Annotated in this window: 26 protein-coding genes and 3 tRNA genes; 22 read left to right on the forward strand and 7 right to left on the reverse strand. The window is 63.2% G+C overall.

Annotated elements, in window-relative coordinates; all coding sequences use genetic code 11:
• Window positions 1-30: 30 nt before the first annotated feature.
• Together ACSJJT_RS00165 and ACSJJT_RS00170 are read right to left on the reverse strand one after the other, a co-directional pair.
• Window positions 31-609, reverse strand: a complete 579-nt coding sequence (locus ACSJJT_RS00165) for an O-methyltransferase (RefSeq protein WP_435916399.1) — start codon at window positions 607-609, stop codon at window positions 31-33.
• 102 nt (window positions 610-711) lie between these two features.
• The gene (locus ACSJJT_RS00170) at window positions 712-1770 is read right to left on the reverse strand and encodes a 3-isopropylmalate dehydrogenase (RefSeq protein ID WP_435916400.1); all 1059 of its coding nucleotides are present in this window, start codon (window positions 1768-1770) and stop codon (window positions 712-714) included.
• A gap of 89 nt (window positions 1771-1859) precedes the next feature.
• Between ACSJJT_RS00170 and ACSJJT_RS00175 the strand changes: the two genes are divergently transcribed.
• Complete coding sequence (locus ACSJJT_RS00175) at window positions 1860-2951, forward strand: branched-chain amino acid aminotransferase (RefSeq protein ID WP_435916401.1); 1092 nt, start codon at window positions 1860-1862, stop codon at window positions 2949-2951.
• A 109-nt stretch (window positions 2952-3060) separates the two neighbouring features.
• On the opposite strand, the gene ACSJJT_RS00180 is transcribed toward ACSJJT_RS00175, so the two are convergent.
• On the reverse strand, window positions 3061-4344 hold the full coding sequence (locus ACSJJT_RS00180) for a thymidine phosphorylase (protein WP_435916402.1): 1284 nt from the start codon (window positions 4342-4344) through the stop codon (window positions 3061-3063).
• A gap of 80 nt (window positions 4345-4424) precedes the next feature.
• On the opposite strand from ACSJJT_RS00180, the gene ACSJJT_RS00185 reads away from it, so the two are divergent.
• The 4 genes from ACSJJT_RS00185 (at window position 4425) to ACSJJT_RS00200 (ending at window position 6546) form a co-directional block, all read left to right on the forward strand.
• Window positions 4425-5225, forward strand: coding sequence for a fumarylacetoacetate hydrolase family protein (locus ACSJJT_RS00185; RefSeq protein ID WP_435916403.1), 801 nt, complete (start codon window positions 4425-4427; stop codon window positions 5223-5225).
• A complete protein-coding gene (locus ACSJJT_RS00190) occupies window positions 5225-6187 on the forward strand; it encodes a CPBP family intramembrane glutamic endopeptidase (protein WP_435916404.1) in 963 nt (320 codons plus the stop codon). Before ACSJJT_RS00185 ends, ACSJJT_RS00190 begins: the two co-directional genes overlap by 1 nt.
• Window positions 6188-6262: 75 nt before the next feature.
• A tRNA-Gln gene (locus ACSJJT_RS00195) sits at window positions 6263-6334 on the forward strand.
• A gap of 136 nt (window positions 6335-6470) precedes the next feature.
• Window positions 6471-6546, forward strand: a tRNA-Glu gene (locus tag ACSJJT_RS00200).
• Between the two features lie 138 nt (window positions 6547-6684).
• Here ACSJJT_RS00200 and ACSJJT_RS00205 read toward each other — a convergent pair.
• On the reverse strand, window positions 6685-7404 hold the full coding sequence (locus tag ACSJJT_RS00205) for an IclR family transcriptional regulator (protein WP_435916405.1): 720 nt from the start codon (window positions 7402-7404) through the stop codon (window positions 6685-6687).
• Between the two features lie 120 nt (window positions 7405-7524).
• Here ACSJJT_RS00205 and leuC point away from each other — a divergent pair, with 120 nt between their 5' ends.
• From leuC to ACSJJT_RS00235, 6 genes are all read left to right on the forward strand, one after another.
• Window positions 7525-8946: a 3-isopropylmalate dehydratase large subunit gene (gene leuC / locus ACSJJT_RS00210; protein ID WP_435916406.1), complete on the forward strand. Its 1422-nt coding sequence runs from the start codon at window positions 7525-7527 to the stop codon at window positions 8944-8946.
• A 1-nt stretch (window position 8947) separates the two neighbouring features.
• On the forward strand, window positions 8948-9538 hold the full coding sequence (gene leuD, locus ACSJJT_RS00215) for a 3-isopropylmalate dehydratase small subunit (RefSeq protein ID WP_435916407.1): 591 nt from the start codon (window positions 8948-8950) through the stop codon (window positions 9536-9538).
• 136 nt (window positions 9539-9674) lie between these two features.
• Window positions 9675-10397: a lysophospholipid acyltransferase family protein gene (locus ACSJJT_RS00220; RefSeq protein ID WP_435916979.1), complete on the forward strand. Its 723-nt coding sequence runs from the start codon at window positions 9675-9677 to the stop codon at window positions 10395-10397.
• Between the two features lie 48 nt (window positions 10398-10445).
• A complete protein-coding gene (locus tag ACSJJT_RS00225) occupies window positions 10446-11543 on the forward strand; it encodes a D-alanine--D-alanine ligase family protein (protein WP_435916408.1) in 1098 nt (365 codons plus the stop codon).
• A 155-nt stretch (window positions 11544-11698) separates the two neighbouring features.
• Window positions 11699-11872 carry a hypothetical protein gene (locus ACSJJT_RS00230; protein ID WP_435916409.1) on the forward strand — a complete coding sequence of 58 codons (174 nt, stop codon included), beginning with the start codon at window positions 11699-11701 and terminating at the stop codon, window positions 11870-11872.
• A 62-nt stretch (window positions 11873-11934) separates the two neighbouring features.
• The gene (locus ACSJJT_RS00235) at window positions 11935-12897 is read left to right on the forward strand and encodes a thiamine-phosphate kinase (RefSeq protein ID WP_435916410.1); all 963 of its coding nucleotides are present in this window, start codon (window positions 11935-11937) and stop codon (window positions 12895-12897) included.
• Window positions 12898-12948: 51 nt separating this feature from the next.
• On the opposite strand, the gene ACSJJT_RS00240 is transcribed toward ACSJJT_RS00235, so the two are convergent.
• Window positions 12949-13203 (reverse strand): amidase, encoded by a 255-nt coding sequence (locus tag ACSJJT_RS00240; protein ID WP_435916980.1) that lies wholly within the window; start codon window positions 13201-13203, stop codon window positions 12949-12951.
• Between the two features lie 19 nt (window positions 13204-13222).
• Here ACSJJT_RS00240 and ACSJJT_RS00245 point away from each other — a divergent pair, with 19 nt between their 5' ends.
• Window positions 13223-15595 (forward strand): FtsK/SpoIIIE family DNA translocase, encoded by a 2373-nt coding sequence (locus tag ACSJJT_RS00245; RefSeq protein WP_435916411.1) that lies wholly within the window; start codon window positions 13223-13225, stop codon window positions 15593-15595.
• Window positions 15596-15673: 78 nt separating this feature from the next.
• Here ACSJJT_RS00245 and ACSJJT_RS00250 read toward each other — a convergent pair whose 3' ends face one another.
• Window positions 15674-16246: a DUF805 domain-containing protein gene (locus ACSJJT_RS00250; RefSeq protein ID WP_435916412.1), complete on the reverse strand. Its 573-nt coding sequence runs from the start codon at window positions 16244-16246 to the stop codon at window positions 15674-15676.
• A 152-nt stretch (window positions 16247-16398) separates the two neighbouring features.
• Window positions 16399-16472 (reverse strand) — tRNA-Val (locus ACSJJT_RS00255).
• A gap of 98 nt (window positions 16473-16570) precedes the next feature.
• Between ACSJJT_RS00255 and prfB the strand changes: the two genes are divergently transcribed.
• The 10 genes from prfB (at window position 16571) to ACSJJT_RS00305 (ending at window position 26391) form a co-directional block, all read left to right on the forward strand.
• The gene (gene prfB, locus ACSJJT_RS00260) at window positions 16571-17677 is read left to right on the forward strand and encodes a peptide chain release factor 2 (RefSeq protein ID WP_435916413.1); all 1107 of its coding nucleotides are present in this window, start codon (window positions 16571-16573) and stop codon (window positions 17675-17677) included.
• A 10-nt stretch (window positions 17678-17687) separates the two neighbouring features.
• Complete coding sequence (ftsE, locus tag ACSJJT_RS00265) at window positions 17688-18374, forward strand: cell division ATP-binding protein FtsE (protein ID WP_435916414.1); 687 nt, start codon at window positions 17688-17690, stop codon at window positions 18372-18374.
• A 32-nt stretch (window positions 18375-18406) separates the two neighbouring features.
• Window positions 18407-19309, forward strand: a complete 903-nt coding sequence (gene ftsX / locus ACSJJT_RS00270; RefSeq protein ID WP_435916415.1) for a permease-like cell division protein FtsX — start codon at window positions 18407-18409, stop codon at window positions 19307-19309.
• Window positions 19310-19350: 41 nt separating this feature from the next.
• Window positions 19351-19833 carry an SsrA-binding protein SmpB gene (gene smpB / locus ACSJJT_RS00275; protein WP_435916416.1) on the forward strand — a complete coding sequence of 161 codons (483 nt, stop codon included), beginning with the start codon at window positions 19351-19353 and terminating at the stop codon, window positions 19831-19833.
• A gap of 98 nt (window positions 19834-19931) precedes the next feature.
• Complete coding sequence (argC, locus tag ACSJJT_RS00280) at window positions 19932-20987, forward strand: N-acetyl-gamma-glutamyl-phosphate reductase (protein WP_435916417.1); 1056 nt, start codon at window positions 19932-19934, stop codon at window positions 20985-20987.
• A gap of 11 nt (window positions 20988-20998) precedes the next feature.
• Window positions 20999-22165 (forward strand): bifunctional glutamate N-acetyltransferase/amino-acid acetyltransferase ArgJ, encoded by a 1167-nt coding sequence (gene argJ, locus ACSJJT_RS00285; protein WP_435916418.1) that lies wholly within the window; start codon window positions 20999-21001, stop codon window positions 22163-22165.
• Entirely contained in the window at window positions 22162-23094 is a 933-nt protein-coding gene (gene argB, locus ACSJJT_RS00290; RefSeq protein WP_435916419.1) for an acetylglutamate kinase, read from the forward strand. The genes argJ and argB overlap by 4 nt, the downstream gene beginning before the upstream one ends.
• 10 nt (window positions 23095-23104) lie before the next feature.
• A complete protein-coding gene (locus ACSJJT_RS00295; RefSeq protein WP_435916420.1) occupies window positions 23105-24322 on the forward strand; it encodes an acetylornithine transaminase in 1218 nt (405 codons plus the stop codon).
• A 144-nt stretch (window positions 24323-24466) separates the two neighbouring features.
• The gene (argH, locus tag ACSJJT_RS00300; RefSeq protein WP_435916981.1) at window positions 24467-25873 is read left to right on the forward strand and encodes an argininosuccinate lyase; all 1407 of its coding nucleotides are present in this window, start codon (window positions 24467-24469) and stop codon (window positions 25871-25873) included.
• Window positions 25870-26391 carry a DUF1707 SHOCT-like domain-containing protein gene (locus ACSJJT_RS00305; RefSeq protein ID WP_435916421.1) on the forward strand — a complete coding sequence of 174 codons (522 nt, stop codon included), beginning with the start codon at window positions 25870-25872 and terminating at the stop codon, window positions 26389-26391. The genes argH and ACSJJT_RS00305 overlap by 4 nt, the downstream gene beginning before the upstream one ends.
• Window positions 26392-26399: the final 8 nt, after the last annotated feature.

Below are 26399 nucleotides of genomic sequence, written 5' to 3' on the forward strand. Positions count from 1 at the left end.
TGTGGTCCGGGTTGTGGGTGTGGAAGAGGATCAGCCGCGCGGGGACAGACGGCAGGCGACGATCGCAGCCATGTCAGAGGCGAGTTGAATCTCAGTGGCATGGACCTTCGGATGGGTCAGCCACGCGAGCCTGGTGGTGTCGACGGTGCCGTTGATTTCGTGTGGGGGGAATCCGTGGCTGGGAGGCATGTCGTCGATGACGACCACGCCGCCAACAGCGACCGCCTTGAGGATCTCGTCGACCTCGCGCACCCGGGCCACTCGAATCGGGACGGAGAGCAGATCGAAGGGTCCGCGTTCCACCAGGTCGTCCCAGGTGCCCTCAATGATGTCGATGTCGAGGCCAGCCAAGACCTCACGGGCACGGGCACACACCGTCGGGTCAGGCTCGTAGCTGATGACCTTGGTGCGCTTGCGGGCCCCAAGGCGCAGCCAGGCAGCCCCAGCACCGGACCCCGTCTCGCATTCCCCGATGGAACCGTGCACCCCCGCAGCCAAGGTGGCCATGAAACGACCGGTCTCATTACGGGTGGTGGTGAAGTAGCCCATCTCCAGCGCATTGTGGAGGGCTTTCGTCACCGTTTCAGGAATCTCGGGAATGGGTAGCATGGGCGACATTGTGCCAGTAGGGAACATCCGCCCCGTCGGTGGTCATCGACAACTGGACACCTGGAAACCCCGGCCCGCTCGGACCGGGGTTCTCGATGGGACTCAGAGACGTTCGGCGATGGCTCGCCCGATCTCTCTGGTGGCACGGGATGGTCCCGACACCCTGGCAGCGATGTCGTCGGACACAGCTTTACGGATACGCTGGGCGTCGTTGGGACGGTTGAGATGGTCAAGGAGCATGGCCATCGAGAGGATCGCGGCGGTGGGGTCAGCCTTGCCGGTTCCGGCGATGTGAGGAGCTGAGCCGTGCACCGGCTCGAACATTGACGGGTATTCACCGGAGGTGTTGACGTTGGCGCTGGGGGCCAGGCCGATTCCGCCCGTCACCGCGCCTGCGAGGTCGGTGATGATGTCTCCGAAGAGGTTGTCGGTGGCGATGACGTCGAACTGCTGGGGTTCCTTGACCAACGCGATCGTGACGGCATCGACGTGCATGTAGTCGGTGGTCACCCGAGGGAACTCCGCGGAGACCTCGTCGACGATCCGGCGCCACAGTGAACCCGCATTGACGAGGACGTTGTGCTTGTGGACCAAGGTCAGGTGACCTCGGCGGGCCGCGGCTCGGGAAAAGGCGTCGCGAACGACCCTCTCGACTCCGAAAGCGGTGTTGATGCTCACCTCAGTGGCAATTTCGTGGGGAGTTCCGGTCCGCACCGATCCGCCATTGCCGCAGTAGGGACCCTCGGTACCCTCCCGGCACACGATGAAGTCGATGGGCCCGGCGTCGGTGATCTCGGGAGCCAGCGGAGTGGCGGTGCCGGGGTACCAGGTCGAGGGCCGTAGATTGACGCTGTGGGCGAGGGCGAACCGAAGTTTGAGCAGCAGACCTCGTTCCAGTAGTCCTGAGGGCACCTCGGTCGAGCCGGGAGCGGCACCGACGGCTCCCAGCACGATGGCGTCAGCCTGTGAGATCTCGGCCAAGGTGGAGTCATCCAGGACCTCCCCGGTGGCCTTCCAGTGCTCGGCGCCGAGGTGGTACTCATGGATGGTGAAGGCCTCGGACCCGATCGTCCGCTCCAACACGTGGAGAGCTTGCTCGGTGACCTCGGGGCCGATTCCGTCACCGCCGATGACGGCGAGCTGCGTCACGTCGTTCGTCATGGGGAGAATCCTACCGGGATGGTCCACGATGTGGTCGTGCGATTCCACGAATTGGAACGAGTGGTTGCCTTTCGGTGTAACGTGTGGCCATGAGTTTGCGCTTTGCTTCTGCTGACGATCTGATGTGGTCCTCCGATGAGCGGATCGCGCTGGAACATGCCACTCCCCGATTCGGTGAGGTCTTCGCCGATCACATGGCCCTCGCCACCTGGCAGGCCGGAGAGGGTTGGGGGGACGACGCCGTGGTCAATTACCGCGGCCTGGACATCAATCCTGGCGGTGCTGTTCTCCATTACGCCCAGGAGATTTTCGAGGGCCTCAAGGCTTACCGACACGCTGACGGGTCCGTGTGGCTCTTCCGTCCCGATCAGAACGGTGAGCGTTTTGCCCTGTCGGCCGAGCGCCTTGCCCTGCCCAAGCTGCCTGTTGAGGACTTCGTCAACGCCTGTGCGCGGTTGGCCGAGGTTGATGCCCGCTGGGTTCCTGACCCCGGGGAGGACGGTGAGAAGTCCCTCTACTTGCGTCCGTTCATGATTGCCAACCAGGACTTCCTCGGTGTCGCTCCTGCGACGACGGTGCTGTTCTCCGTGATCGGCTCACCTGTGGGCGCCTACTTCGTCGGGGGAGTGAAGCCGGTGCGTATCCTCGTCGAGCGCCACCAAGCTCGTACTGCTCCTGGCGGTACCGGCGAGGCCAAGTGTGGTGGTAACTATGCGGCCTCCCTGCGCTCCCAGATTGAGGCCCAGGCCCGCGACTGCGCGCAGGTGCTCTTCGTCGACGCGGTCGAGCACCAGTGGATCGAGGAGCTTGGCGGCATGAACTTCATGGCGATCAGCAAGGATGGCCAGCTCATCACCCCGGAGCTGACCGGAACCATCCTGCGTGGTGTCACCCGTAAGTCCATCCTCGAGGTGGCCCCAGATCTCGGTCTGGAGCCGGTGGAGCGCAAGCTCGGCATCGACGAGATGCTTGACGGGGTGCGCTCGGGCGAATTCCCTGAGGTCTTCGCCTGCGGTACCGCGGCGGTCGTCACTCCGATCAGGTCCTTCCTCGACGGCGATGACGAGGTGACGGTCTGCGAGCCGACCGGGAAGACCACGATGGAGATTCGGCGTCGCCTCCTCGACATCCAGTTCGGACGCGCCGAGGACACTCGCGGCTGGCTCAGGAGGGTCTGCTGACCGTCACGACGACAACCTGTCCTGGCGACACCTGTTCCGACGCGACTGGGGCCGGTTCACTTCTGGCGAACCAGCCCCAGTCGTTCTGGGCGGACCTGGATCAACGTCCTCAGGCCGTGATGGTGTCGACGACGAGGTCGCGGGGCTGGAGGGACTCGCCGACGCTGAAGGCGTCGGTCAGGACGTCCTCGGCACGCGAGATGGCGTCAGGAGTGTCGGTGAGCAGTGTTACCAGCGGCTGGCCGACGACGACCCGGTCACCCGGACGAACGCGCAGCATGACGCCGGCGGCACCCTGCACCGGATCCTCCTTGCGAGCTCGTCCCGCTCCCAGACGCCAGGCGGCCAGGCCGACGGACATGGCGTCGATTCCGGTGACGACGCCGGATTCGGTGGCGACGACGTCCTGGGAATGGTGCGCCACCGGCAGCGGAGCATCAGGATCGCCGCCCTGGGCGCGGACCATGTCTCGCCACACATCCATGGCCCTGCCACTGGCCAGTACGTCAGCCGGGTCGGTGTCGTCACGTCCAGCGGTCTTCACCATCTGACGAGCCAGGGCGATGGTGAGGTCGACGACGTCGGCAGGTCCACCGCCGGACAGCACCTCGAGGGACTCGGCCACCTCGATGCCGTTACCGCAGGCATAACCCAGCGGGACGTCCATCCTGGTCAGCAGGGCAGTGGTGCGTACTCCGGCGGCCTCACCCAGGCCGACGAGACGAAGCGCCAGCGCGCGAGCGTCCTCCTCGGTCTTCATGAAGGCACCCGAACCGGTCTTGACGTCGAGAACGAGGCTCTCGGTACCCTCTGCGATCTTCTTGCTCATGATCGAGGAGGCGATGAGGGGAATCGACTCGACGGTGCCGGTGACGTCACGCAAGGCATAGAGTTTCTTGTCGGCGGGGGCGAGTCCCGATCCGGCAGCGCAAATGACGGCGCCGACGGTGTCGAGCTGGACAACCATGTCGTCATGGGAGAGGTCGGCCCGCCAGCCCGGAATGGCCTCCATCTTGTCGAGGGTGCCGCCGGTGTGACCCAGGCCGCGGCCGGACAGCTGGGGAACGGCTGCACCACAGGCGGCGACGAGGGGAGCCAACGGCAGGGTGGTCTTGTCACCGACTCCACCGGTGGAGTGCTTGTCGACGGTGGGACGAGACAGCCCCTGAAAGCTCATTCGCTCACCGGAGTCGATCATGGCCGTCGTCCAGGTCGAGAGCTCCTCGTCGTCCAGGCCTTGGAACACCACCGCCATGGCCATGGCGGACATCTGTTCATCGGCGACGACACCATCGGTGTATGCGCGAATGAGCCAACGAATCTGATCGGGGTCGAGGGTCTGACCCTCGCGCTTGGCTCGGATGAGGTCGACGACGGAGTAGGTGGTGGTCATGCCGAAAGTATGGCAGTACCAGCGGGTTCTCGTTGTGTGGATGCTCCGGTTGTGTCGCGTGTCGCCATTACTCTTGACCCATGCGTATTGCCCGGTTTGTCACAGCTGGTTCCGACCCCGCCTTCGGGATCGTCGAACTTGCCGCCGATCACGGAGATCATCCCGACACCATCGCCGTCATCACTGGTGACCCAGTGGCGGTTCCGGTCCAGTACACCGGTGCTCGCCACGACCTCGCCGACGTCCGATTGCTGTCCCCGGTGATTCCGCGGTCCAAGATCATCGGAATCGGTCGCAACTACGCCGACCACGCCTGCGAGCTGGGTAATGAGGTCCCTTCACAGCCCTTGCTCTTCCTCAAGCCCAATACCTCGGTCATCGGGCCCGACGAGACCATCGTCCGTCCGGCCTCCTCCTCGAACCTGCATTACGAGGGGGAGCTGGCAATCGTCATCGGTCGCATCTGCAGGGACGTCCCCGAGCAGAGGGCCCAGGAAGTCATCTTCGGTTTCACCGTGGCCAACGACGTCACTGCCCGCGACCTGCAGAACATCGACGGTCACTGGGTGCGTGCCAAGGGCTCGGACACCTTCTGCCCGCTCGGCCCGTGGATGGTCACCCACTTCTCCATCGCCGAGGCCTCACATCGACAGATCGTCACTCGCCTGGACGGCGGGAAGGTCCAGCACGGCAACACCGACCAGATGATCCATGCCATCCCCAAGCTCATCTCCCACGTCTCGTCCTTCATGACCTTGTTGCCCGGAGATGTCGTCCTCACCGGAACTCCTGCTGGGGCTGGCCCCATGGAGCCCGGCCAGCGCGTCGAGGTCGAGGTCGAGGGTATTGGAACCCTGGCCAACACCGTCGTGGAGGCCTGATGGCGGCTCGTACCCTGTCGCACCGCTCGACGGTGATCGACCCCGAGCCGCGGGTGGACTACACCCGGGTCCTCGTCAATTCCTCGACTGGGCCGGGCCCCGGTGTGCTCGGTCTCATCGGGTTGTTGCTGGGGTACGCGATCATCGTCCCAGGGCTGTTGTACGCCTTCTTGGGGATCGGCTTCCTCCTTGAGCACAGCGACGGGGAAGAGTTCGGTGCCTACTACAAGCGGGCAGCCGGTTATCACACGGCCGGAGGCCTCATCGCCACCCATCTGGCGCTGGCAAGCCTCATCGTCGTGGTGTTGGTACTGGCGCGGGTTCTCAACCATCGCGCGCCTCGGTGGGTGGCATCAGTGCAACCGGGCATTCGATGGCGTTTCGGCCTGTTGGTGGCTCTGGTTGCCGTGGTTGTGCTCAACCTGACCCAACTGCTGGTACGCGGGGGATCTGGCGCTCAGTACACCGTTCCGAGGCTCTGGTGGGTGTGGCTGGTCGCGATCATCATCACATCGCCCCTCCAGGCCCTTGCCGAGGAGATGTTCTTCCGGGGATATCTCATGAACGTCATCTCCGCTCTGGCCTTGAACCTGCCTGAGAAAGTGGGCCGATGGCTCTCGGTCGTCGGCTCCTCCCTCATCTTCGCCTTGATGCACGGCACCCAGAATGCGTGGCTCTTCACCGACCGGTTCGCCTTCGGACTGCTCGCTGGATGGCTTGTCATCGTCACTGGTGGCTTGGAGGCCGGGGTTGCTGCCCACGTCGTCAACAACCTCTTTGCCTTCGGCTATGCGGTCTTCCTGGGAGGGGTGTGGCAGGCTCGGGGCATGACCTCAATGGGTTGGGTGGACGCGGCCTGGGACATTGGCGGATTCTTGGCCATTGCCCTGGCCGGGTGGTGGATCGGGAACCTCATGAGAGTTGCTCGAAGAACACCCTCACGACAAGGCATGTCGTCCTGAGTTGCAAAGTGGGGGAAGAGTTCGTTAGAGTTTCTCGTCGTTGCGCTACTGAGGTTCACCGAGGTGGAACGACAATGGGGTATAGGGTAATTGGCAGCCCGACTGATTCTGGTTCAGTTAGTCCAGGTTCGAGTCCTGGTACCCCAGCTCGGGAGGCCGAAATCACGAAGTTGCGAAAGCAATGGAATGGTTGCTACGGTTTCCCAGCCCGGTCTGAAAAGGACACGGGAAGAACAGAACAAGGTTGTCAAAGCCCGAAATTGACGGGAATTGATATCCGAATGGCCCCGTAGTGCAGCGGCCTAGCACGCGGCCCTCTCAAGGCTGAAACGGCGGTTCGAATCCGCTCGGGGCTACCAGCAGTAATGATCCGAATCCTTCAGGATCCGGATCATTACTTTCGCGTCAGGGACATGACAAGGTTGCTGTTCCCGAGGATCAAAAGGGGTGTGAGGGGATTCCCTCACACCCCATGAGCCATACCGGGACGACTGACCTCACTCGGCAGAGCGCCGCAGCACCTCGGACAGACGCCTTCCGGCAGCGACGACAGCAGGAGCGTGAATGCGTCCAGGCTGGCGGGTCAGACGCTCAATTGGTCCAGATACGGAGATGGCCGCAATGACCTTGCCGGAAGGGGACCGCACCGGCGCGGACACCGAGGCGACGCCGGCCTCACGTTCGCCAACTGACTGCGCCCAGCCACGCTTGCGCACGGCAGCGAGAGTGACCTCGGAGAAGGCGGAGTTGCTCAATCCACGACGGATCTTGTCGCTGTCCTCCCAGGCCAACAGAATCTGAGCTGCTGATCCGGCGTCCATGGACAGGACGGACCCCACCGGGATGGTGTCTCGCAATCCGGTCGGACGCTCGGCGGTGGCCGCACAGACGCGGCTGCCAGCCTGGCGACGGTAGAGCTGAGCGGATTCACCGGTGATGTCCCGAAGTCGGGCCAGGATTGGTCCAGATGCAGCAAGGAGACGATCCTCGCCTGCTGCCGCTGCAAGCTCTGAAAGCCTCGGGCCGAGGGTGAATCTGCCCTGCAGATCACGACTGACGAAGCGATGGTGCTCCAGCGCGCGGGCCAGACGATGGGCCGTCGGTCGGGCCAATCCGGTCATCTGAACCAGTCCTGCCAGGGATGCCGGACCCGTCTCCAGGGCAGCCAACACGAGGGCGGCTTTGTCCAACACTCCCACACCACTTGATTCGTCCATATGCCGATATTAGCGTTCCAAATCCTGGCCGTCGAGTCAGAATGGGACCCCGCCAACCGGTGGGTGCTCATGACAGCCACACAACATCAGTGGCAAACAACCAGCGAAAGGGAAGATGCGATGGGGAGGACGCTGAGCGACAAGCTCTGGGACGCCCACGTTGTCAGGCACGGGCAGGACGGGGACCGCGACCTTCTCTACATCGACCTTCACCTCGTGCACGAGGTGACCAGCCCCCAGGCCTTCGACGGAATGAGGTTGGCAGGACGCAGGGTTCGTCGTCCTGATCTGACGATTGCGACCGAGGATCACAACATCCCCACCCTTGACATCCTCGAGCCCATTGCCGACCCGATCTCGCGGGCGCAGGTTGAGGCGCTGCGCAAGAACGCTCCTGAGTTCGGGGTGCCGCTGCACCCTCTGGGTGACGCCGACCAAGGAGTGGTGCACATCATTGGCCCCCAGCTGGGTCTCACCCAGCCGGGTATGACGATTGTGTGTGGTGACTCCCACACCTCGACCCACGGTGCGTTCGGTGCACTGGCCTTCGGTATGGGTACCAGCGAGGTCGAGCACGTGCTGGCGACCCAGACTCTGTCCCAAGCCAAGCCCAAGACCATGGCGGTCACGGTTGACGGGGAACTACCGGAAGGCGTGACGCCGAAGGACCTCATCCTGGCCCTCATTTCCACAACCGGTACCGGCGGTGGCCAGCGCCACATGGTCGAGTATCGCGGTGAGGCCATCGAAAAGATGTCGATGGAGGGTCGCATGACGATCTGCAACATGTCGATCGAGTGGGGAGCCCGCGTTGGCATGGTCGCTCCTGACGAGACCACCTTCGCCTATCTCAAGGACCGCCCGCACGCTCCCGAGGGAGAGCAGTGGGACGAAGCCGTCAAGTACTGGCGCACTCTGCGTACTGACGACGACGCCACCTTCGACGCCGAGATCCATCTTGACGCCACCGAGCTCACCCCCTTCGTGACGTGGGGGACGAACCCCGGACAGGGGGTCCCGCTGAGTGGGGTCGTCCCCGACGTCAAGGATTTCGAGGACGAGGTGGCCCGTAGCGCAGCTGTCCGCGCCCTGGAGTACATGGACCTCACACCAGGTACAAGGATGCGCGACATCGCGATCGACACCGTCTTCCTGGGGTCGTGTACCAACGGTCGCATCGAGGACCTTCGGCTGGCCGCCGAGGTCATCAAGGGGCGTCACGTTGCCGAGGGCACACGAATGCTCGTCGTTCCCGGTTCGGCTCGTGTGCGTCTGCAGGCCATGGAGGAAGGCCTGGACGAGATCTTCGTTCAGGCAGGAGCCGAGTGGCGTGGGGCCGGCTGTTCCATGTGCCTGGGCATGAACCCTGACCAGCTGTCACCAGGGGAGCGCTCGGCCTCGACGTCGAATCGAAACTTCGAGGGGAGGCAGGGCAAGGGTGGACGAACCCACCTCGTCTCCCCGGCCGTTGCTGCCGCCACCGCTGTCACCGGGCGCCTCTCCAGCCCCGCTGATCTGTCACCCGTTTCCCAGGAGGCCTGAGATGGACGCCTTCACCACGCATACCGGAGTTCCCGTCCCGCTGCGACGAGCCAACGTCGACACCGACCAGATCATTCCTGCGGTCTACCTTAAGCGGATCACCCGAACCGGTTTCGAGGACGGTCTGTTCGCCTCCTGGCGTACCGAGCCCGACTTCGTGCTCAACAAGGAGCCGTGGAGCACCGGCTCGATCCTCATCGTCGGGCCCGATTTCGGAATCGGGTCCTCCCGCGAGCATGCGGTGTGGGCACTGCAGAATTACGGGTTCAAAGTCGTCATCGGATCGCGATTTGCAGACATCTTCCGCAACAACTCCGGAAACAACGGACTGCTGCTCGCCCAGGTGGACCCGGATGTCGTCGAGAGGCTTTGGGACTATGCCGAGCAGCACCCCGGCGAGACCCTGACGGTCTCCCTCGAGGACAAGACCATCACCCTGCCTGACGGCACGTCCTATCCGTTCGGGATCGACGACGCCACCTGTCAGCGTCTGCTCGCAGGCAGGGATGCCATCGGTGAGACCCTCGAGTACGCCGATGACATTGCCGCCTACGAGGCACGCCGACCGTCCTTCCTGCCGACGACGGCCTGACCCCTATCCGCCGATCGATCACCGATGACAACATCAGTGAGCCGATAAGGTGGGGTGATCCACATCACTCAGGAGGGACACCGTGGCGCTGCCCGCCGTGACCAATCCAGCCGACACCCCTGGTCTCATCTTTCGGATGGGTGTGGGGACGCTGTACCCGCTGGCTCGAACCTTGACGAGATTCGACCACCACGGTGGCGAGAACCTGCCTGGACCAGGGCCAGCCCTCGTCGTGAGCAACCACGTCTCCAACTACGACCCCGTCGTGCTGGGATCCTTCTTGGTGGCCAATGGTCGTTGGCCACACTGGTTGGCCAAGAAGGAGCTGTTCTCGGTGCCGATCATCGGATGGGTGGCCTCCGCCAGCGGGCAGATTGCGGTGGATCGCAAGGGCCCGAATCCGGCCAAGGTCCTTGATGATGCCAAGGCTGCCCTGGACAAGGGCATGACGGTGGTCATGTACCCGGAAGGCACCATCACCGCCGATCCTCTGCACTGGCCGATGACCGGACGAACGGGGGCCGCGCGCCTGGCTCTGGAGACCGGTGTCCCCGTCATCCCCGTGGGACAGTGGGGGCCTCAAGAGGTCATGGGATACAAGGAGATGACCTTCCCCAAACTGTGGCCGCGCAAGACCATGAAGCTGTACTGCGGGACCGAGGTCGAATTGTCGGGCCTCCATGACCATCACGACCCCGCATCAGTCCGCGAGGCCACCACTCGCATCATGGATGCCATTGACGCCCAGGTCGCCCGTGCTCGGGGAGAGCTCCCGCCGCCGGACCGTTACGACATGCGCAAGGGGAAGCGGGTTCCCAAGCCGGTTGCCCCTGCGCGGCCAGTCGCCGATCTCCGATGACGTGATGCCTCGGTAGGGTGGGATACCGTCTTAGTGAAAGGATCTCACATGAATCGCACCCACGTTGCCGTCATCTTCGGTGGGATGAGCTCGGAACATTCGATCTCCTGCCTGTCGGCGGCGAACGTGGTGGCTGCGATTGACCGTGAACGATTCGACGTCTCCGGCGTGGGTATCACCCCTGATGGTGTTTGGGTCCGATACGGGGTTGACGAGATCCTCTCCTTGCCCAGTACCGGGCAACTCCCCGTCGCCGACGTGAGGAATCGTTCCCTGGTGTCGGTCAAGCAGATGCCGGAGGGCACCTGCATCGTCGATACCGAGGGTAACGCCGATCTCGTTCAGGTGGTCTTCCCGGTGCTCCATGGTCCTTTCGGTGAGGACGGCACCATTCAGGGCCTGCTGGAGATGGCCGGAGTGCGTTACGTCGGATGCGGTGTCGCAGCAAGTGCCAACTGCATGGACAAGCACCTCACCAAGATGATCCTGGCTGAGGCCGGAGTCCTGGTGGGCCCCTATGTCGTCGTCCGCGACCATGAGTGGAGGGAGGACCATACTGCGGCTCTCGAGGCTGCCTCCCGGTTGGAGTACCCGGTGTTCGTCAAGCCAGCGCGGGGCGGATCATCCATTGGTATTTCCAAGGTGATGAGCCCTGACGGCCTGGAAGCCGCCATCGAGGTGGCTCGGGAGCATGACAACAAGGTTCTCATTGAGCAGGGGATCCGAGGCCGCGAGATCGAGTGCTCGGTCCTTGACGGTCACCATGGGGCCGCTCCTCGAGCATCCGTGCCTGGCGAGATCGTCATCCATGATCCGGATGATTTCTACGACTTCGAGGCCAAGTACCTCAGCGGGGAACAGAAGGCCTCCGTTCAGGCCCGGGCCAAGCTCGATGACGAGATCCGCAACCGCGTCCAGAAGGTCGCGATCAAGGCGTTCCGGGTGCTTGGCTGCGAAGGACTTGCTCGAATCGACACCTTCGTCACCCCTGACGGCACCGTCTACGTCAACGAGCCGAACACCATGCCGGGATTCACCCGCAGCTCAGGGTTCCCGCTGATGTGGCAGGCCAGTGGCATGACGTACGCCCAGATCGTCAGCGAACTCATCGAGCTTGCGCAGGAACGCCCCTTGGGTCTGCGCTGATCTGAGCCCTCACTGACGGGGACGCACCACTGGCATTTTCTTGAGGTGGCCGACAGGTCGACCACGGTGTCGGTCTTCGGAGCGAACGCGGTGGGCTTCTCGACCCCACCATGCAGCATCATGCGGGGATCACCCCAGGTAGCCACCGTCCCGTCATGATCCTTGAGGTTCGCTCCGGTAACCGTTCGCGGCAGATCGGCCATCACGGCCTGCATCCGTCATCAGTTGAACCGCTGGCGGACGGATGGGCGATGGGTTCCCAGCTCGGACAGGCTGTCGTGCCGGCCAGCAGACAGACAATCAGCAAAGTTGCGCACCGGGTTGCATGATGGATGGGTGCACACTCACGCTAGCGTGTTCTCGACCACCAGCCCGGTACCAAGGAGATCCAATGGCCACCACAACGACCATTTCCCAGGTGGGGGAGTTCCCGCTCATTTCCTCCCTCGTCAGGGATCTGCCCATGAGCCAGGCCGTCACCCTGGGGCCGGGGGACGACGGTGCCGTGTTCCAGGTCGACGGATCTGCCGTCGTCTCGACCGACGTCCTCGTCGAAGAGGTGCACTTCCGTCGCAGGTGGTCGACGGCAAACGATGTCGGACGCAAGGCGGTCGCCGTCAATGTCTCCGACATCGAGGCAATGGGCGCTGTCCCGATTGCCCTCGTCGTCGGATTCTCTGCGCCCGGAGATCTGCCGGTCACCTGGGCTCGGGAATTCATGGCGGGAATGGCTGCCGAGGCAGAGCAGGCCGGGGTGAGCGTCGTGGGCGGTGACACGACCGCTGGACCTGTCGTCAGCATTGCGGTCACCGTGATCGGCCAGACAGCTGGGATGGCCCCGGTCCGTCGTGACGGCGCTGTTCCGGGAGACGACGTGGCAGTCATCGGTCAGCTTGGCCTGGCTGCCGCCGGACTCGTGCTGCTCGGTCGAGGATTCCGGTCCCCGCGTGCAGCGGTCTCGGCCCAGCGATGCCCTGAGGTCCCTTACGGGCAGGGACGGGTGGCGGCTCAGGCGGGCGCCCACGCGATGATCGACGTCTCGGACGGTCTGTTGGCCGACTTGGGGCACATTGCAGAGGAATCCGGATTCGCCATCGACGTCAACACTTCGGCTCTCGACATCGAGAAATCGGTGCGGACCGTCGGCATGGCCACCGGTATGGATCCGCTCAACTGGGTACTGGCCGGGGGAGAGGATCATGCCTTGGCCGCAACGTTCGCTCCTGGCGCCGTTCCGGAGGGATGGACGGTCATCGGTCGGGTTCTTCCACCTGATCAGGTTGCCGACCCCACGGTTCTCGTCAACGGTCAGCCGTGGCAGCGTGAGCGAGGGTGGACCCACTTCCATTCCTGAGATGACCACGACATTCACATTGCGTTCGAGCGATGTCACTCGCCGGTAAAATCATCTGACTCTCCGCCTGGCCTCTCGGCCACTGGGGTTCATGGTTGATAACGTCAATGACATGGCGACTCGTGCGTCTTCCCCAGCGCGGCCTCGAAATACGACGGCGAAGAAATCGTCGCGTGGCTCGGGCACACGCTCGAACGGAAGCAACAAGAAGACGTCGACCAGCTCGAGGGGCAGGTCGACGCCACCGAGTGCATCCACGTCCATGAATCCGGTGGCGCGAGCGCTGTCGGCAACCTGGTCGGGTATTGCCCGCGGACTGGGAACCATGGTCCGCGGTATTGGTGGACGCCCAGCTGAGCCTGAGGTGACCCACGACGGCACCGGACTCATGCTGCTGTTGCTGTCGGCCCTGGTGGCCGCTGGATTCTGGTTCGATCTGCCCGGTGGGTTCGGCGACGGCTTGCGAATGGGAGTGGCGACGATCTTCGGGTCGCTGTCCTACGCCCTGCCTCTCCTCGGCCTGGCCATGATGTGGCACACTCTGCGTCACCCGGCGGTCAACGGCACGGGCGGACGCCCGGTGATGGGCTGGGTGTGCTTCTTCCTCGGCCTTCTCGGCGTCGTCAACATGGCCCACGGCCTTCCACGCCCAGATCATCCCGAGGCGGTCCGTGCCGCTGGCGGCATGCTCGGTTACATTTCCTCCAGTCTGCTGGCCGACCTGCTGACGGTGTGGGTCGCCTTGCCGCTGCTCATCCTCGTGACGGCTTTGGGCGTGCTCCTCATCGTGGGACGCCCCCTTGTGGACGGGGCAGCTCGGGTGCGCAATGCCTCCCATCGCGCGGTGACCAGGCCTCGAGCGATCGAGTCTCGCCGCGCCTACGACACTCCCCTGGTGGGAGACACCCTCGTCGACCACAATCCTGACGAGGTCGCCACGCAGGAGATGACACCTGTCAAGGAGGGTCGCTCCAAGAAGCGCAAGAGCAGCTCCGAGCGCACCAATGAGAGCCTCGACACGATCTTCGACGCCGAGATCGTCGACGAGACTCCCCCCGACTCGGCTGAGGGATCCCTGCCTCTCGATCTTCCAATTGACGGCGCTGAGCCAGCCAACGAGCGCACGACTGCCGGATTGCCGCAGGGATTCACCGTTCACGAACACACGGACCTCGAGCCCCCGGCGCATGAGCCGATGCCGACTCGCGTCGAGCAATTGCAACTCTCCGGTGACATCGCCTACACCTTGCCGGCCTCCGAGCTGCTCCATCCGGGATCGGTTCCACAGGCTCGCACCGAGGCTTCCGACGCCGTCGTCGCCAAGTTGTCGTCGGTCTTCGGTGAGTTCGGGATCGACGCGCAGGTGACGGGCTACTCCCGCGGACCGACGGTCACGCGATACGAGGTTGAACTCGGTGCGGCCGTCAAGGTGGAGAAGGTCACTGCCTTGAGCAAGAACATCGCCTACGCGGTCGCCTCCCCGGATGTGCGTATCTTGTCCCCGATTCCCGGAAAATCGGCCATCGGTATCGAGATTCCAAACCGCGACAAGGAGATTGTCTCCTTGGGTGACGTGCTGCGTTCCTCGAAGGCTCGCAATGATCACAATCCGCTGGTCGTCGGCCTGGGCAAGGACGTCGAGGGTGGATTCGTCATTGCGAATGTCGCGAAGATGCCTCACTTGCTGGTAGCTGGCGCGACTGGTTCTGGTAAGTCGAGTTTCGTCAACTCGCTGATTACCTCAGTCATGATGCGAGCGACTCCTGACGAGGTGCGCATGATGCTCGTAGACCCCAAGCGGGTTGAGCTGACCCAGTACGAGGGAATCCCACACTTGGTGACTCCAATCATCACCAGCGCCAAGAAGGCTGCCGAGGCCCTGCAATGGGTGGTGCGCGAGATGGACCAGCGCTACGACGATCTGGCAGCATTCGGGTTCCGTCACGTCAAGGACTTCAACAAGGCAGTACGGGCTGGGGAAGTGACTCTGCCCCCAGGATCGGAGCGGGTCTTGGCCCCCTACCCGTATCTGTTGGTCGTCGTCGACGAGTTGGCAGATCTCATGCTGGTTGCCCCCCGCGACGTCGAGGACTCCATCGTTCGTATCACCCAGCTCGCACGTGCCGCCGGTATCCATCTGGTGTTGGCGACTCAGCGCCCGTCGACTGATGTATGCACCGGCCTCATCAAGGCCAACATCCCGTCGCGGCTGGCGTTCGCGACCTCGTCGATGACGGACTCCCGCGTCATCTTGGACCAGCCGGGCGCCGAGAAGCTCGTGGGCCAAGGTGACGGGTTGTTCTTGCCGATGGGTGCGTCGAAGCCGGTGCGTGTACAGGGATCGTGGGTGTCTGATTCCGAGATTCACCAGGTCGTGTCCCATGTGAAGTCTCAGATGGAGGCCCGCTATCGCGACGATGTTGCTGCTCCGACAGCCGAAAAGAAGGTGGCTGAGGATATTGGTGACGACATGGAACTCGTGCTCGAGGCGGCGAAGCTCGTGGTCGAGTTGCAGTTGGGCTCGACATCAATGTTGCAGCGCAAACTGCGCGTCGGATTCGCCAAGGCCGGTCGCCTCATGGACATCTTGGAGACCCGTCATGTCGTCGGGCCGTCGGAAGGCTCGAAGCCTCGAGACGTGCTGGTGCGTCCTGACGATCTTGACGACGTCCTCGCGAATCTGCAAGCAGAAGCCTGAGGAACCCAAGAACTGAGGTACGCGAGAGGGGTCCGAACGATGTGTTCGGACCCTTTCTGATGTCTGGTGACTGAAGAGTTACTCGGTGACGGGCAGCGGCTCCTTGTCGTAGGACTGCCACGCATTCTCGTCGGAATCCTGGACGAGGTAGACCAGCACCCAGATCCAACCAATGACCGGGATGAGGGAGATGAGCAGCCACCAGCCGGTGTGGTTGGTGTCGTGCAGGCGGCGCACACCGATCGCGATTGAGGGGATGAGAGTACCCAGGAACCAGATGGTGCTCAGGACCGCGTAGAGCCTCGCCGGGTCGTTGGGGGTCCCGTCCATGGCGAAATTGATCGCGTTGAGGATCATCTCGACCAAGATCGAGAAGAGGAAGATCCACCAGTACTCGGATCGGGATGCCCGCCCATTGAAGACGGCGTAATTCTTGAAGAAGAGTTTGACGGCGCGGCCGAAATCGACGTGCGGCCTTCGGTGGTCCTCGCCAGACGGGTCACTGTGATTGGAGTAAGGATCTGGAGCCTGGTAGGGATGAGCGGTCACAGGCTGTCCGAACTGGTCGAAACCGCCTTGCGCGTGGCTCTCGCTGGGCCACTCCGGGCCGCCAAAATCGTCAGGTTGCTGTGGGTGGTTCGGCTGTGTCATGCGAACTCCTTATTCATCAATTGACGGCAGCAATATTCAGGATACCTGAATGGCACAGCACCGTCACAGCGCACACAACCAGACATGCAAAGGTGGTTCGTAGCCGCCAAAACGTAGTACCTGACCCGAATGCGATCTGCGGCGCGCAAGGGTGGGCGCAGCCGGGCTCGAACCGGCGACCTCCAGCGTGTAAGGCAGGCGCTCTGACCAACTGAGCTATACGCCCTGGATGCACCACTGTACCGAGTCGTGGGTGTGAGCACACCGTTCGGGGTCGGCGTCGACACGGTGAGTTGTCGTTGTGCCCCTGTAGAGTTGGCTGACGTGGCATTGGTAGACCTTCAACAGACTATCGAGGAGCTCGACACATCCCTGTCCTCGATCGAAAATGTTCTCGACCCCGAGGCCAAGAAGGCCGAGATCGCGGACCTCGAGGAACAGGTGGCCGCCCCGAACCTGTGGGATGACCAGGAGAACGCTCAGCGGGTGACTTCGCGGCTGTCTGCCCTGCAGGCTGAGATCGAGCGCCTGGAGCGGCTGCGTTCGCGCATCGAGGACGTCAAGGTTCTGCTGGAGTTCGCAGCTGATGGCGATGACGCGGAGTCCCTGGCGGAGGCGACGAGCGAGGCAGCCAAGCTTCGCGAGGAGATCGACGCTCTCGAGATTCGCACCCTGCTGTCCGGGCAGTATGACGAGCGCGAGGCCGTCGTCACCATCCGTTCGGAGGCTGGCGGCGTTGACGCGGCTGACTTCGCCGAGATGTTGCTGCGGATGTACCTGCGTTGGGCCGAACGGCACGGCTACAAGATCGAGGTCCTCGACACTTCGTACGCCGAGGAGGCGGGCATCAAGTCCGCGACCTTCGTCGTTCATGCCCCCTTCGCGTACGGCACCTTGTCGGTCGAGCAGGGCACTCACCGTCTGGTGCGTATCAGCCCTTTCGACAACCAGGGACGTCGTCAGACCTCCTTCGCCGGTGTCGAAGTGCTTCCCGTCGTGGAGGAGACAGACCACGTCGACATTCCCGAGTCGGACCTGCGCGTCGACGTCTTCCACGCTTCTGGCCCTGGTGGTCAGGGTGTCAACACCACTGACTCGGCTGTCCGCCTGACCCACCTTCCCACCGGCATCGTGGTGAGCTGTCAGAACGAGCGTTCCCAGATCCAGAACAAGGCTGCGGCCCTTCGAGTCCTGCAGGCCAAGCTGCTGGAGAAGGCTCGCGAGGAGCAGGAGGCCGAGATGAACTCGCTGAAGTCGGAGGGCAATTCGTGGGGTGCCCAGATGCGTTCCTATGTGCTGCACCCGTACCAGATGGTCAAGGACCTGCGCACCAACCACGAGGTTGGCAACACCGACGCGGTCTTCGACGGCGACATCGACGACTTCATTGACGTTGGCATTCGTTGGCGTCGCAAGAACGAGACCGACTGACGGGACAGACGTGATCACCTTCGACAACGTCACGAAGACATATTCGGGACAGAGCCAGGCCGCATTGTCCGACGTCAACGTCGACATCGACAAGGGAGAGTTCGTCTTCCTCGTCGGTCAGTCCGGCTCGGGCAAGTCGACCTTCATCCGGCTGATTTTGCGCGAGCACCGGCCGACGAGGGGAACCCTGTACGTCGCCGGGAAGAACCTCAATCAGATGAGGTCATGGAAGGTGCCGGCCTTGCGTCGACAGATCGGTACGGTTTTTCAGGACTTCCGCCTGCTGCCGGGCAAGACGGTCCACGAGAACGTCGCCTTCGCGATGCAGGTCATCGGTAAGTCGACCAAGGAGATTCGTACCGTCGTTCCCGAGACCTTGGAACTGGTCGGCCTGGACGGCAAGGAGAAGCGGATGCCCGACGAGCTTTCCGGAGGTGAGCAGCAGCGCGTCGCGTTGGCCCGGGCCTTCGTCAACCGTCCCAAGATTCTCATCGCCGACGAGCCGACAGGAAACCTCGACCCCGATACAGCCGTGGGCATCATGAAGGTCCTTGATCGCATCAACCGCACTGGTGCCACGGTTGTCATGGCCACTCATGATTCGACGATCGTTGACCAGATGAGAAGACGAGTCATTGAGCTCGAGTTCGGACATGTCGTCCGGGACGAGAACGACGGCGTTTACCGCAACTCCTGACATCCCCGACACGAGACAGAACGAGGACACACATGCGTCACACCTTGCGAGAGACGTGGTCTGGGCTGCGCCGCAATGCGACGATGACCCTAGCCGTCATCGTCACGATGTGGGTTTCCCTGTCCCTGTTCGGGGCGGCCCTGCTGGCCACTCAGCAGGTCGACCTGCTCAAGGGCAAGTGGTACGACAAGGTCGAGGTCTCCGTCTTCCTGTGCGTTGACGGCGTCTCGGGAGCGCGGTGCTCGGGACAGAAAGCCGCCACCCAAAGTCAGAAGGACGCGATTCGTCAGGCGTTGGAGGCCAATCCTCAGGTCTCGCACGTCTACTACGAGTCCAAGCACGAGGCCTTCCAGGAGTACCAGCGCATCTATGCGGATTCACCGGTCAAGGACGTTCTCACCGAGGACACCATTCAGGATTCCTACCGTGTCAAACTGGTTGACCCCCAGCAATATCAGGGGGTGGTGACGGAGGCTCAGAGCCTGGCCGGTGTGCAGTCGGTCGTCGACCTGCACAACGTGTTGGACCCAATATTCCTGTGGATGAATGCCCTGAAATGGGTGACCTTCGGAATGTCGGTGCTGCTGTTGGTCGCCGCGGCCTTGCAGATTGGCAACGCCATTCGGATGGCTGCCTTCGCCAGACGTCGCGAACTGGGCATCATGAAGTTGGTGGGTGCCTCGAACACCTACATCCTCATGCCCTTCCTCCTGGAGTCCCTCATCGCGGGTCTCATTGGAGCACTGCTGGCCTGTCTCACCGTGGCCTTGGGCGCCGACCTGGTCGTCATGCGCAAGATGGCTCATTCCATCACGACCGTGGCGTGGGTTGGGTGGCCCCAGGTATGGACCTCGATTGCGTGGATGATCGTCGTGGCCATCGTGCTCTCCGTGGTACCGGCCTACATCGCGACGAAGAAGTACCTCAGGGTCTGATCCGTATAGGATGGAACGCGCTGTGTCGAAGGAGGCTCGCCATGCCCAGGGAACAGGGAGTCAAGGTCGTCGCGCGTAATCGTCGCGCCACCCACGACTACACCATTGGTGACAGGTGGGAGGCCGGAATCGTCCTCCAGGGCACCGAGGTGAAGTCCCTGCGCGCTGGCAAGGCCACCTTGACCGACGCCTTTGCCCAGGTTGATGACAGGGGGGAGGTGTGGATGTACAACCTCCACATCCCCGAATATGCCTTCGGGACCTGGCGCAACCACGACGTCATGCGCAAGCGCAAGCTGCTTCTCAACAAGCGTGAGATCACGACGTTGTCGCGGAAGGCTGACGGCCCGGGCAAGACGATCGTCCCGCTGCAGCTGTACTTCAAGGACGGTTACGCCAAGGTCGAGATCGCCGTCGGTACCGGCAAGAAGGACTGGGACAAGAGGCAAGCCATTCGTGAGCGGGACGCCAAGCGCGAGGCCCAACGAGCACTGGCGAGTCGCGTACGCAATCGCAAGCGCTGAATCGTTGACGACCACCACCGCACGTACCGTGTGGTGGCGGTCTTGTGTCTCCACATTGTGAGTGCGGGTTGGTGGAACATGTGTTCCAGTGTATAAATATGTACATGAGCGCAAAAGGATTCACTGTCGCGGTGGCTGGAGCTTCCGGACATGCGGGAGCTGAGGTCGTGCGTCTGCTGGCTGCGCACCCCGAGCTGACGATGGGGGACCTTGCTGCGCACAGCCAGGCAGGTCTCCCGGTGGCCCAGGCGATGCCACAGCTGGCCGGGGTGGCAGGGGAGCGAAGCCTTTCCGAGATGGACGTCGATCGGTTGGCAGGCCATGACGCGGTTGTGCTGGCCCTTCCCCACGGCGCCTCCGGCGAGATCGCCCATGGTCTCAGCGAGGTCAACCCTGACGTCGTCATCGTCGATGCCGGTGCAGATTTCCGGTTGTCCTCGTCGGCGGACTGGCAGCGTTGGTACGGCGGCGACCATGCCGGTACCTGGGCCTATGGCCTTCCTGAGCTTCCCCTGGCTGCCGGAGGTTCACAGCGCAGAAACCTCGTCGGAGCGATCCGGATCGCCGGACCCGGCTGCAACGCCTCGGCCGTTGCCGTCGGTCTGGCACCGCTGGTGGGACTCGTTGACACCTCTCAGATCGCAGCGACCCTGGTTGTGGGAACCTCGGGGGCCGGAAAGTCGAGTCGTCCGGACCTCACCTTCTCTCGCATGAGTGCGGGAGCCCATCCCTACTCCGTTGGCAATGCCCACCGTCACATCCCCGAGATCATGCAGTCCTTGCGCACCGCCGGGGCCAAGGATCCTCAGCTGAGCGTCAGTGCTGTCCTGGTCCCCATGACCAGGGGGATCCTCGCGGTGTGTACAGCACCGTCCCAGGCTTCGAGTGAGGATCTTCTCGGACGGCTGCATGAGGTTTATGACGACGAGCCGCTCATCCACATCACCGATGCTCACCCCGACACCCACGACGTCGTCGGCTCGGCGATGGTGCACATCAACGCCGTCGGTGACCTCGACACCGGCCTGGCCATTGTCGTCGTCGCCCTTGACAACCTTGTCAAGGGAACCGCTGGTGCTGTCATTCAGAGCCTCAACCTGGCCCTGGGACTTCCCGAAACAGAGGGGCTGCCCATGGTCGGACTCAACCCGTGACAGGAGGATTCATGTCCGTTACCTATCCGCTCGGATTTCGTGCCCGTGGTGTTCAGGCCGGGCTGCGAACCAGACCGGTCCCGGATCTTGCACTGATCGTCAACGACGGCCCTCGCGACGCCGTTGCGGGAGTGTTCACGACCAACCGCGTCTGTGCGGCGCCCGTGCAGTGGTCGCGTCAGGCCGTGGCTGACCACAAGGCACGAGCTATCATCGCGAACACTGCCGTTGCGAACGCCTGCACCGGAATTGACGGCCTGACGGACTCCCAACGCGAGGCTGAGCACGTCGCAACCCTGGTCGGTTGCAAGCCCGACGAGGTGGTCGTCGCCTCGACGGGAATCATCGGCGTGCGACTCGACATGCCGTCGATCTTGGTGGGAGCCACCGCCGCGCACAACTCCTTGGACCGGGGAGACGACGTTGACGAGTCGGCGGCGCAAGCGATCATGACGACCGACACCGTTACCAAGACCGCCACCGTCGAGAAGAACGGGACGCGGTTCGGAGGAATCGCCAAGGGGGCAGGCATGCTGGCCCCCCAACTGGCGACGATGCTCGCCTTCCTCACCACCGACGCCGTCGTGGATCCCGAGGAATTCCAGGACGCCCTGGCACAGGCCTGCGACGTCACGTTCAGCCGTGTCGACTCCGATGCATGCATGTCGACCAATGACACCGTCGTTGCGATGTCGTCCGGCGTCTCCGGTGCCAGTCTTTCCGGGGCCGACCTCGTCTCGGCCCTCACCGATCTGTGTGCGAATCTGGCTCGCCAGCTCGTCGCCGATGCCGAGGGATCCCACCACGACGTCAAGGTGACGGTTCGCGGGGCGACAGCCACGGATGCCGCCGTCGCCGTGGCTCGCGAGGTCGCGCGTTCCAACCTCGTCAAGACAGCCATCGCCGGCAACGACCCCAACTGGGGACGAATCCTGGCAGCTGTCGGATGCGTGCCCGAGGACGTGGCTCCCTTCGACCCCGACGAGGTGGACGTCTCGGTCAATGACGTCCAGGTCTGCAGGGCCGGAGGAATCGGGGATTCCCGAGACCTCGTCGACATGACCTTGCGCGAGGTCAACATCGACATTGACCTGCACGCTGGTGACGTCGAGGCTGCGGTGTGGACCAACGACCTGACCCACGAATACGTCGAAGAGAACAGCGCATACACATCATGATCCTCGCCCTCGACATCCCCCTCGACGATTCCCAGTTCTCGGCTCAGCGTAAATCCGAGGTCCTGGTTGAAGCGCTGCCCTGGATCAGGCGGTTCCAGGGTCGGACCGTGGTCGTCAAGTACGGCGGCAACGCCATGGTCGACCCTGGCCTGCAGCAGGCCTTCGCCGACGACATCGTCTTCATGGCATCGGTGGGTATCCGTCCCATCGTCGTCCACGGTGGCGGACCCCAGATCAACGCCATGCTCGCCGAGTCCGCGACACCCGTGGAGTTCCGCAATGGTTTGCGGGTGACGTCTCCCGAGGTCATGGAGGTTGTCCGGATGGTGCTCGTCGGCCAGGTGGGCCGTCAGCTGGTCAACCGGATCAACACCTATGCCCCTCTGGCCGCCGGCATGTCCGGTGAGGACTCCGGATTGTTGTCAGCGCGAAAGTCGAGGGTCATCGTCGATGGGGAACAGATCGACATGGGCCTGGTGGGAGACATCGTCGATGTCAACACTGAACTCATCAATTCCATGTTGGATCGCGGGCAGATTCCCGTCATCGCTCCGGTGAGCCCTGAGGTTGACGAGGCCGGGTGGCCGACAGGGCGGGTTCTCAACGTCAACGCTGACACCGCTGCCACGGCCATTGCTCAAGGCCTGTGCGCCGAGAAACTTGTCATGCTGACGAATGTGGCCGGTATCTACGGCACCTGGCCGGATCCCCGCACACTCGTCTCGGAGATCTCGGCCACGGACCTGCGCTCCATGGTTCCCCGGTTGGGAGAAGGTATGCGCCCCAAGGGCCAGGCCTTGCTCGATGCCATTGACGGAGGCGTGTCGAGCGCGGCCATCGTTGACGGACGGATCGAGCACGCCCTGCTGTTGGAGATCTTCACGTCCAAGGGAGTCGGAACGATGGCCCGACGCGACGACTATGTGTAAGGAGATGACGATGACTGAAGGGATGGCCATGACTTACGACCAGACGACTGCCACGTGGCAGGAACGCTACCGTCACGACCTTCTCGGTGTGTTCGGCAGCCCCCAGCTGTGTCTGGAGCGCGGGCACGGTTGCGTCGTCGTCGACAGTGACGGCAAGGAATACCTTGACCTGCTCGGTGGTATTGCCGTCAACGCTCTGGGATATGCACATCCCGCATGGGTTGAGGCAGTCAGCCACCAGGCTGCCAGCCTTGCTCATGTCTCGAACTTCTTCACCACGCAACCGCAGCTCAATCTTGCCGGGAAGTTGTTGTCCCTGGCCAAGGCGCCACGGGGATCCGCAGTGTTCTTCTCGAACTCGGGCACCGAGGCCAATGAGGCGGCGGTCAAGATCTGCCTTGCCCATGACCCCGGTGGTCGAATCATCGCGCTCGAGCATGCCTTCCACGGCCGGACGCTGGGCGCCCTCTCGTTGACGCACAAGATCGCCTACCGTCAGCCCTTCGGACCTTCGGCGGTTGACGTGACCTTCGTCCCCCCGGAGGATGCCGAAGCTCTTGCCGCCGAGTTGGACAAGGGCGACGTGGCCGGGGTCTTCATCGAGCCGGTCCAGGGAGAGGCTGGTGTCGTTCCTATGTCGGTGGAGTACCTGCAGCAGGTGCGAGAGCAGACGGCCTCGCACGGTGTCCTCATGGTTGTCGACGAGGTGCAGTGCGGGATGGGGCGTACCGGTCATTGGTTTGCCCACCATGGCGCTCACATCACACCCGACATCATGACCCTGGCCAAGGCGCTGGGCGGCGGATTTCCCATTGGGGCGACGATGACATTCGGGCCGGACGTGTCCGGGATCCTTACTGCTGGCCAACACGGGACGACCTTCGGCGGCAACCCGTTGGCCTGCGCGGCGGCCTACTCAGTCATCAGCACCATCGAGTCCGAGGATCTGCTGGCCCGTGTGCGTCAGATCGGTACCTTGTTGTCGACGGCGCTGAGGCAGTGCCATCCTCGGGTCACCGAGGTGCGGGGCAGTGGCGCGCTCATCGGTATCCAGTTCGACTCCGAGATCGCCGGTGCCCTGGTGGGTGCAGCTCGCGAGCATGGTTTCATCGTGAATGCTGCCAATCCATCGACGGTGAGGTTGGCCCCTCCATACATCCTTGGCAAGGAGGAGGCTCAGTCCTTCATCGATGCCCTGCCCGATCTCATCGACGCGGTGACCGTCTGACAATCTGGTCGGGGTCCCCGGGAAACGCCACAGCTGGACGGGGAGGGGCATGGTGGCGGGTAAGCTGAAAACACGTTCCCGAGCGAGGAGTTCTTCTTGACCACCGAACCGCACGACCACAACCGGAACAGCTCTGACCGTCCGATGGCATTGTGGGGTGGACGCTTCTCCGGTGGGCCGTCCGAGGCGTTGGCGGCCCTGTCCGTGTCGACCCAGTTCGACTGGCGGCTGGCACGCCACGACATTGCTGGTTCCAGGGCCCACGCCGGAGTTCTCCATACCGCGGGTCTGCTGGACGACGAGCAGTACCAAGGCATGATCGAGGCTCTCGACAGGCTTGAGGACGATGTCGTCTCCGGACGATTCGTCGCCGGCCCTGATGACGAGGACGTTCACACCGCCCTCGAGCGCGGCCTCATGGAACGAGCTGGTGACGATCTTGGCGGACGTCTGCGTGCTGGTCGCTCCCGCAACGACCAGATCATTGCCCTGTTGCGGCGGTATCTGCGTGAGGAGGCTCGTAGCCTGGCCGGTGAGGTGCTGGAACTGGTCGACGTGTTGGCGCGACGGGCCGAGGAGGCTGGTGACGCCGTCATCGCTGGCCGTACCCACATGCAGCACGCCCAGCCGGTGCTGTTGGCCCATCATCTGCTTGCTCACGCCTGGCCACTGGTGCGCGACGTGCAGCGTTTCCGTGACCTCGATGCCAGGATGGACTGCTCTCCGTACGGCTCGGGGGCCCTTGCGGGGTCGTCACTCGGTCTGGATCCGGAAGCCGTCGCACGGGACCTCGGGTTCTCATCGTCGGCTCCCAACTCGATCGATGGCACCGCGGCTCGCGACGTCGTTGCCGAGTTCGCCTTCGTGGCTGCCCAGGTTGGGGTTGACCTCTCGCGGCTCAGCGAGGAGATCATCATCTGGAATACCCGCGAGTTCAGCTACGTCACCCTTGACGACTCGTTCTCGACCGGGTCGTCCATCATGCCGCAGAAGAAGAACCCCGATATTGCCGAGCTCGCTCGTGGCAAGGCGGGCCGACTCATCGGCGACCTTGCGGGTCTCATGGCTTCCCTCAAGGGCATGCCGCTGGCATATGCGCGGGACCTGCAGGAGGACAAGGAGCCGGTCTTCGACCAGATCGATCAGCTCCATCTGCTGCTTCCTGCCGTGACCGGGATGATGGCCACCGCGGTGTTCAACACCGAGCGCATGGCCGAGATGGCTGGTCAGGGATTCTCCCTGGCCACCGATGTCGCCGAGTGGCTGGTGCGACAGGGGGTGCCGTTCCGCGTCGCCCACGAGCTGTCCGGGGCGTGCGTGCGTGAGGCTGAGTCCCAGGGTGAGGAATTGGCCGATCTCACGGACGAGGAGTTGTCGGCCATTGATCCTCGTCTCACCCCGCAGGTCCGTGAAGTCATGACGGTCGGGGGGTCGGTGCGCTCCCGGTCCGGACGCGGTGGCACTGCTCCTGTTCGCGTGGCCGAGCAGATCACCGAGTTGCGAAACGATGTTGCACAGTTGAGCGTTTTTGCCGAAGACGTGTCGCGATGAGTACCGCGTGGCAACCGGAGACCTCTTCACTACGTGTGACACACGAACAGCGCGAAAGAGTCCTGGACCACGTCAGTGACGCTTATGCGCACGGAGTCATTGACGACATGGAGCGAGAACGCCGAATTGAGACTGCGTTGTTGGCACGAACTCGCTCTGAACTCGACGAGAGCTATCGCGGGTTGCCGTCCTTCAAGCCATCGGTTCCCGAAGGGATCAGGGCACCGTTGCCGGACGTTCCCGAGGAGCGACCGACGATGGGCGTAGGACTGTGTGGATTGTCGGCGCTCGTTAGCGGCCCCATTGGACCCGCTGCCGGGTTCGCGCTGACTCCTAAGGGGTCATGGGCACACCGGAAGATCACGCATCAACTAGTGACTCAGGTGGTGTTCCTCCCCTTGCTGATCGGGATCGGTTCGGGCTCGGTCGGCTCTTTCAGGGGTGTAAGTCTTGTGGCGCTGGTCTGGATGATTCTCACCATCTCCCACGCCGTTCGTGGATTCCAAGGTCAGGACTGAGACGCTGG

Origin of the sequence: Cutibacterium nasicola (assembly GCF_051303185.1) — a bacterium.
In the GTDB taxonomy this organism is placed as follows: domain Bacteria; phylum Actinomycetota; class Actinomycetes; order Propionibacteriales; family Propionibacteriaceae; genus Cutibacterium.

Coding starts and splice junctions, on each gene's coding strand:
- ACSJJT_RS00165 (WP_435916399.1), bottom strand. CDS start 609: ATGCTACCCATTCCCGAGATTCCTGAAACGGTGACGAAAGCCCTCCAC.
- ACSJJT_RS00170 (WP_435916400.1), bottom strand. CDS start 1,770: ATGACGAACGACGTGACGCAGCTCGCCGTCATCGGCGGTGACGGAATC.
- ACSJJT_RS00175 (WP_435916401.1), top strand. CDS start 1,860: ATGAGTTTGCGCTTTGCTTCTGCTGACGATCTGATGTGGTCCTCCGAT.
- ACSJJT_RS00180 (WP_435916402.1), bottom strand. CDS start 4,344: ATGACCACCACCTACTCCGTCGTCGACCTCATCCGAGCCAAGCGCGAG.
- ACSJJT_RS00185 (WP_435916403.1), top strand. CDS start 4,425: ATGCGTATTGCCCGGTTTGTCACAGCTGGTTCCGACCCCGCCTTCGGG.
- ACSJJT_RS00190 (WP_435916404.1), top strand. CDS start 5,225: ATGGCGGCTCGTACCCTGTCGCACCGCTCGACGGTGATCGACCCCGAG.
- ACSJJT_RS00205 (WP_435916405.1), bottom strand. CDS start 7,404: ATGGACGAATCAAGTGGTGTGGGAGTGTTGGACAAAGCCGCCCTCGTG.
- leuC (WP_435916406.1), top strand. CDS start 7,525: ATGGGGAGGACGCTGAGCGACAAGCTCTGGGACGCCCACGTTGTCAGG.
- leuD (WP_435916407.1), top strand. CDS start 8,948: ATGGACGCCTTCACCACGCATACCGGAGTTCCCGTCCCGCTGCGACGA.
- ACSJJT_RS00220 (WP_435916979.1), top strand. CDS start 9,675: ATGGGTGTGGGGACGCTGTACCCGCTGGCTCGAACCTTGACGAGATTC.
- ACSJJT_RS00225 (WP_435916408.1), top strand. CDS start 10,446: ATGAATCGCACCCACGTTGCCGTCATCTTCGGTGGGATGAGCTCGGAA.
- ACSJJT_RS00230 (WP_435916409.1), top strand. CDS start 11,699: ATGATCCTTGAGGTTCGCTCCGGTAACCGTTCGCGGCAGATCGGCCAT.
- ACSJJT_RS00235 (WP_435916410.1), top strand. CDS start 11,935: ATGGCCACCACAACGACCATTTCCCAGGTGGGGGAGTTCCCGCTCATT.
- ACSJJT_RS00245 (WP_435916411.1), top strand. CDS start 13,223: ATGGTCCGCGGTATTGGTGGACGCCCAGCTGAGCCTGAGGTGACCCAC.
- ACSJJT_RS00250 (WP_435916412.1), bottom strand. CDS start 16,246: ATGACACAGCCGAACCACCCACAGCAACCTGACGATTTTGGCGGCCCG.
- ftsX (WP_435916415.1), top strand. CDS start 18,407: ATGCGTCACACCTTGCGAGAGACGTGGTCTGGGCTGCGCCGCAATGCG.
- smpB (WP_435916416.1), top strand. CDS start 19,351: ATGCCCAGGGAACAGGGAGTCAAGGTCGTCGCGCGTAATCGTCGCGCC.
- argC (WP_435916417.1), top strand. CDS start 19,932: ATGTACATGAGCGCAAAAGGATTCACTGTCGCGGTGGCTGGAGCTTCC.
- argJ (WP_435916418.1), top strand. CDS start 20,999: ATGTCCGTTACCTATCCGCTCGGATTTCGTGCCCGTGGTGTTCAGGCC.
- argB (WP_435916419.1), top strand. CDS start 22,162: ATGATCCTCGCCCTCGACATCCCCCTCGACGATTCCCAGTTCTCGGCT.
- ACSJJT_RS00295 (WP_435916420.1), top strand. CDS start 23,105: ATGACTGAAGGGATGGCCATGACTTACGACCAGACGACTGCCACGTGG.
- argH (WP_435916981.1), top strand. CDS start 24,467: ATGGCATTGTGGGGTGGACGCTTCTCCGGTGGGCCGTCCGAGGCGTTG.
- ACSJJT_RS00305 (WP_435916421.1), top strand. CDS start 25,870: ATGAGTACCGCGTGGCAACCGGAGACCTCTTCACTACGTGTGACACAC.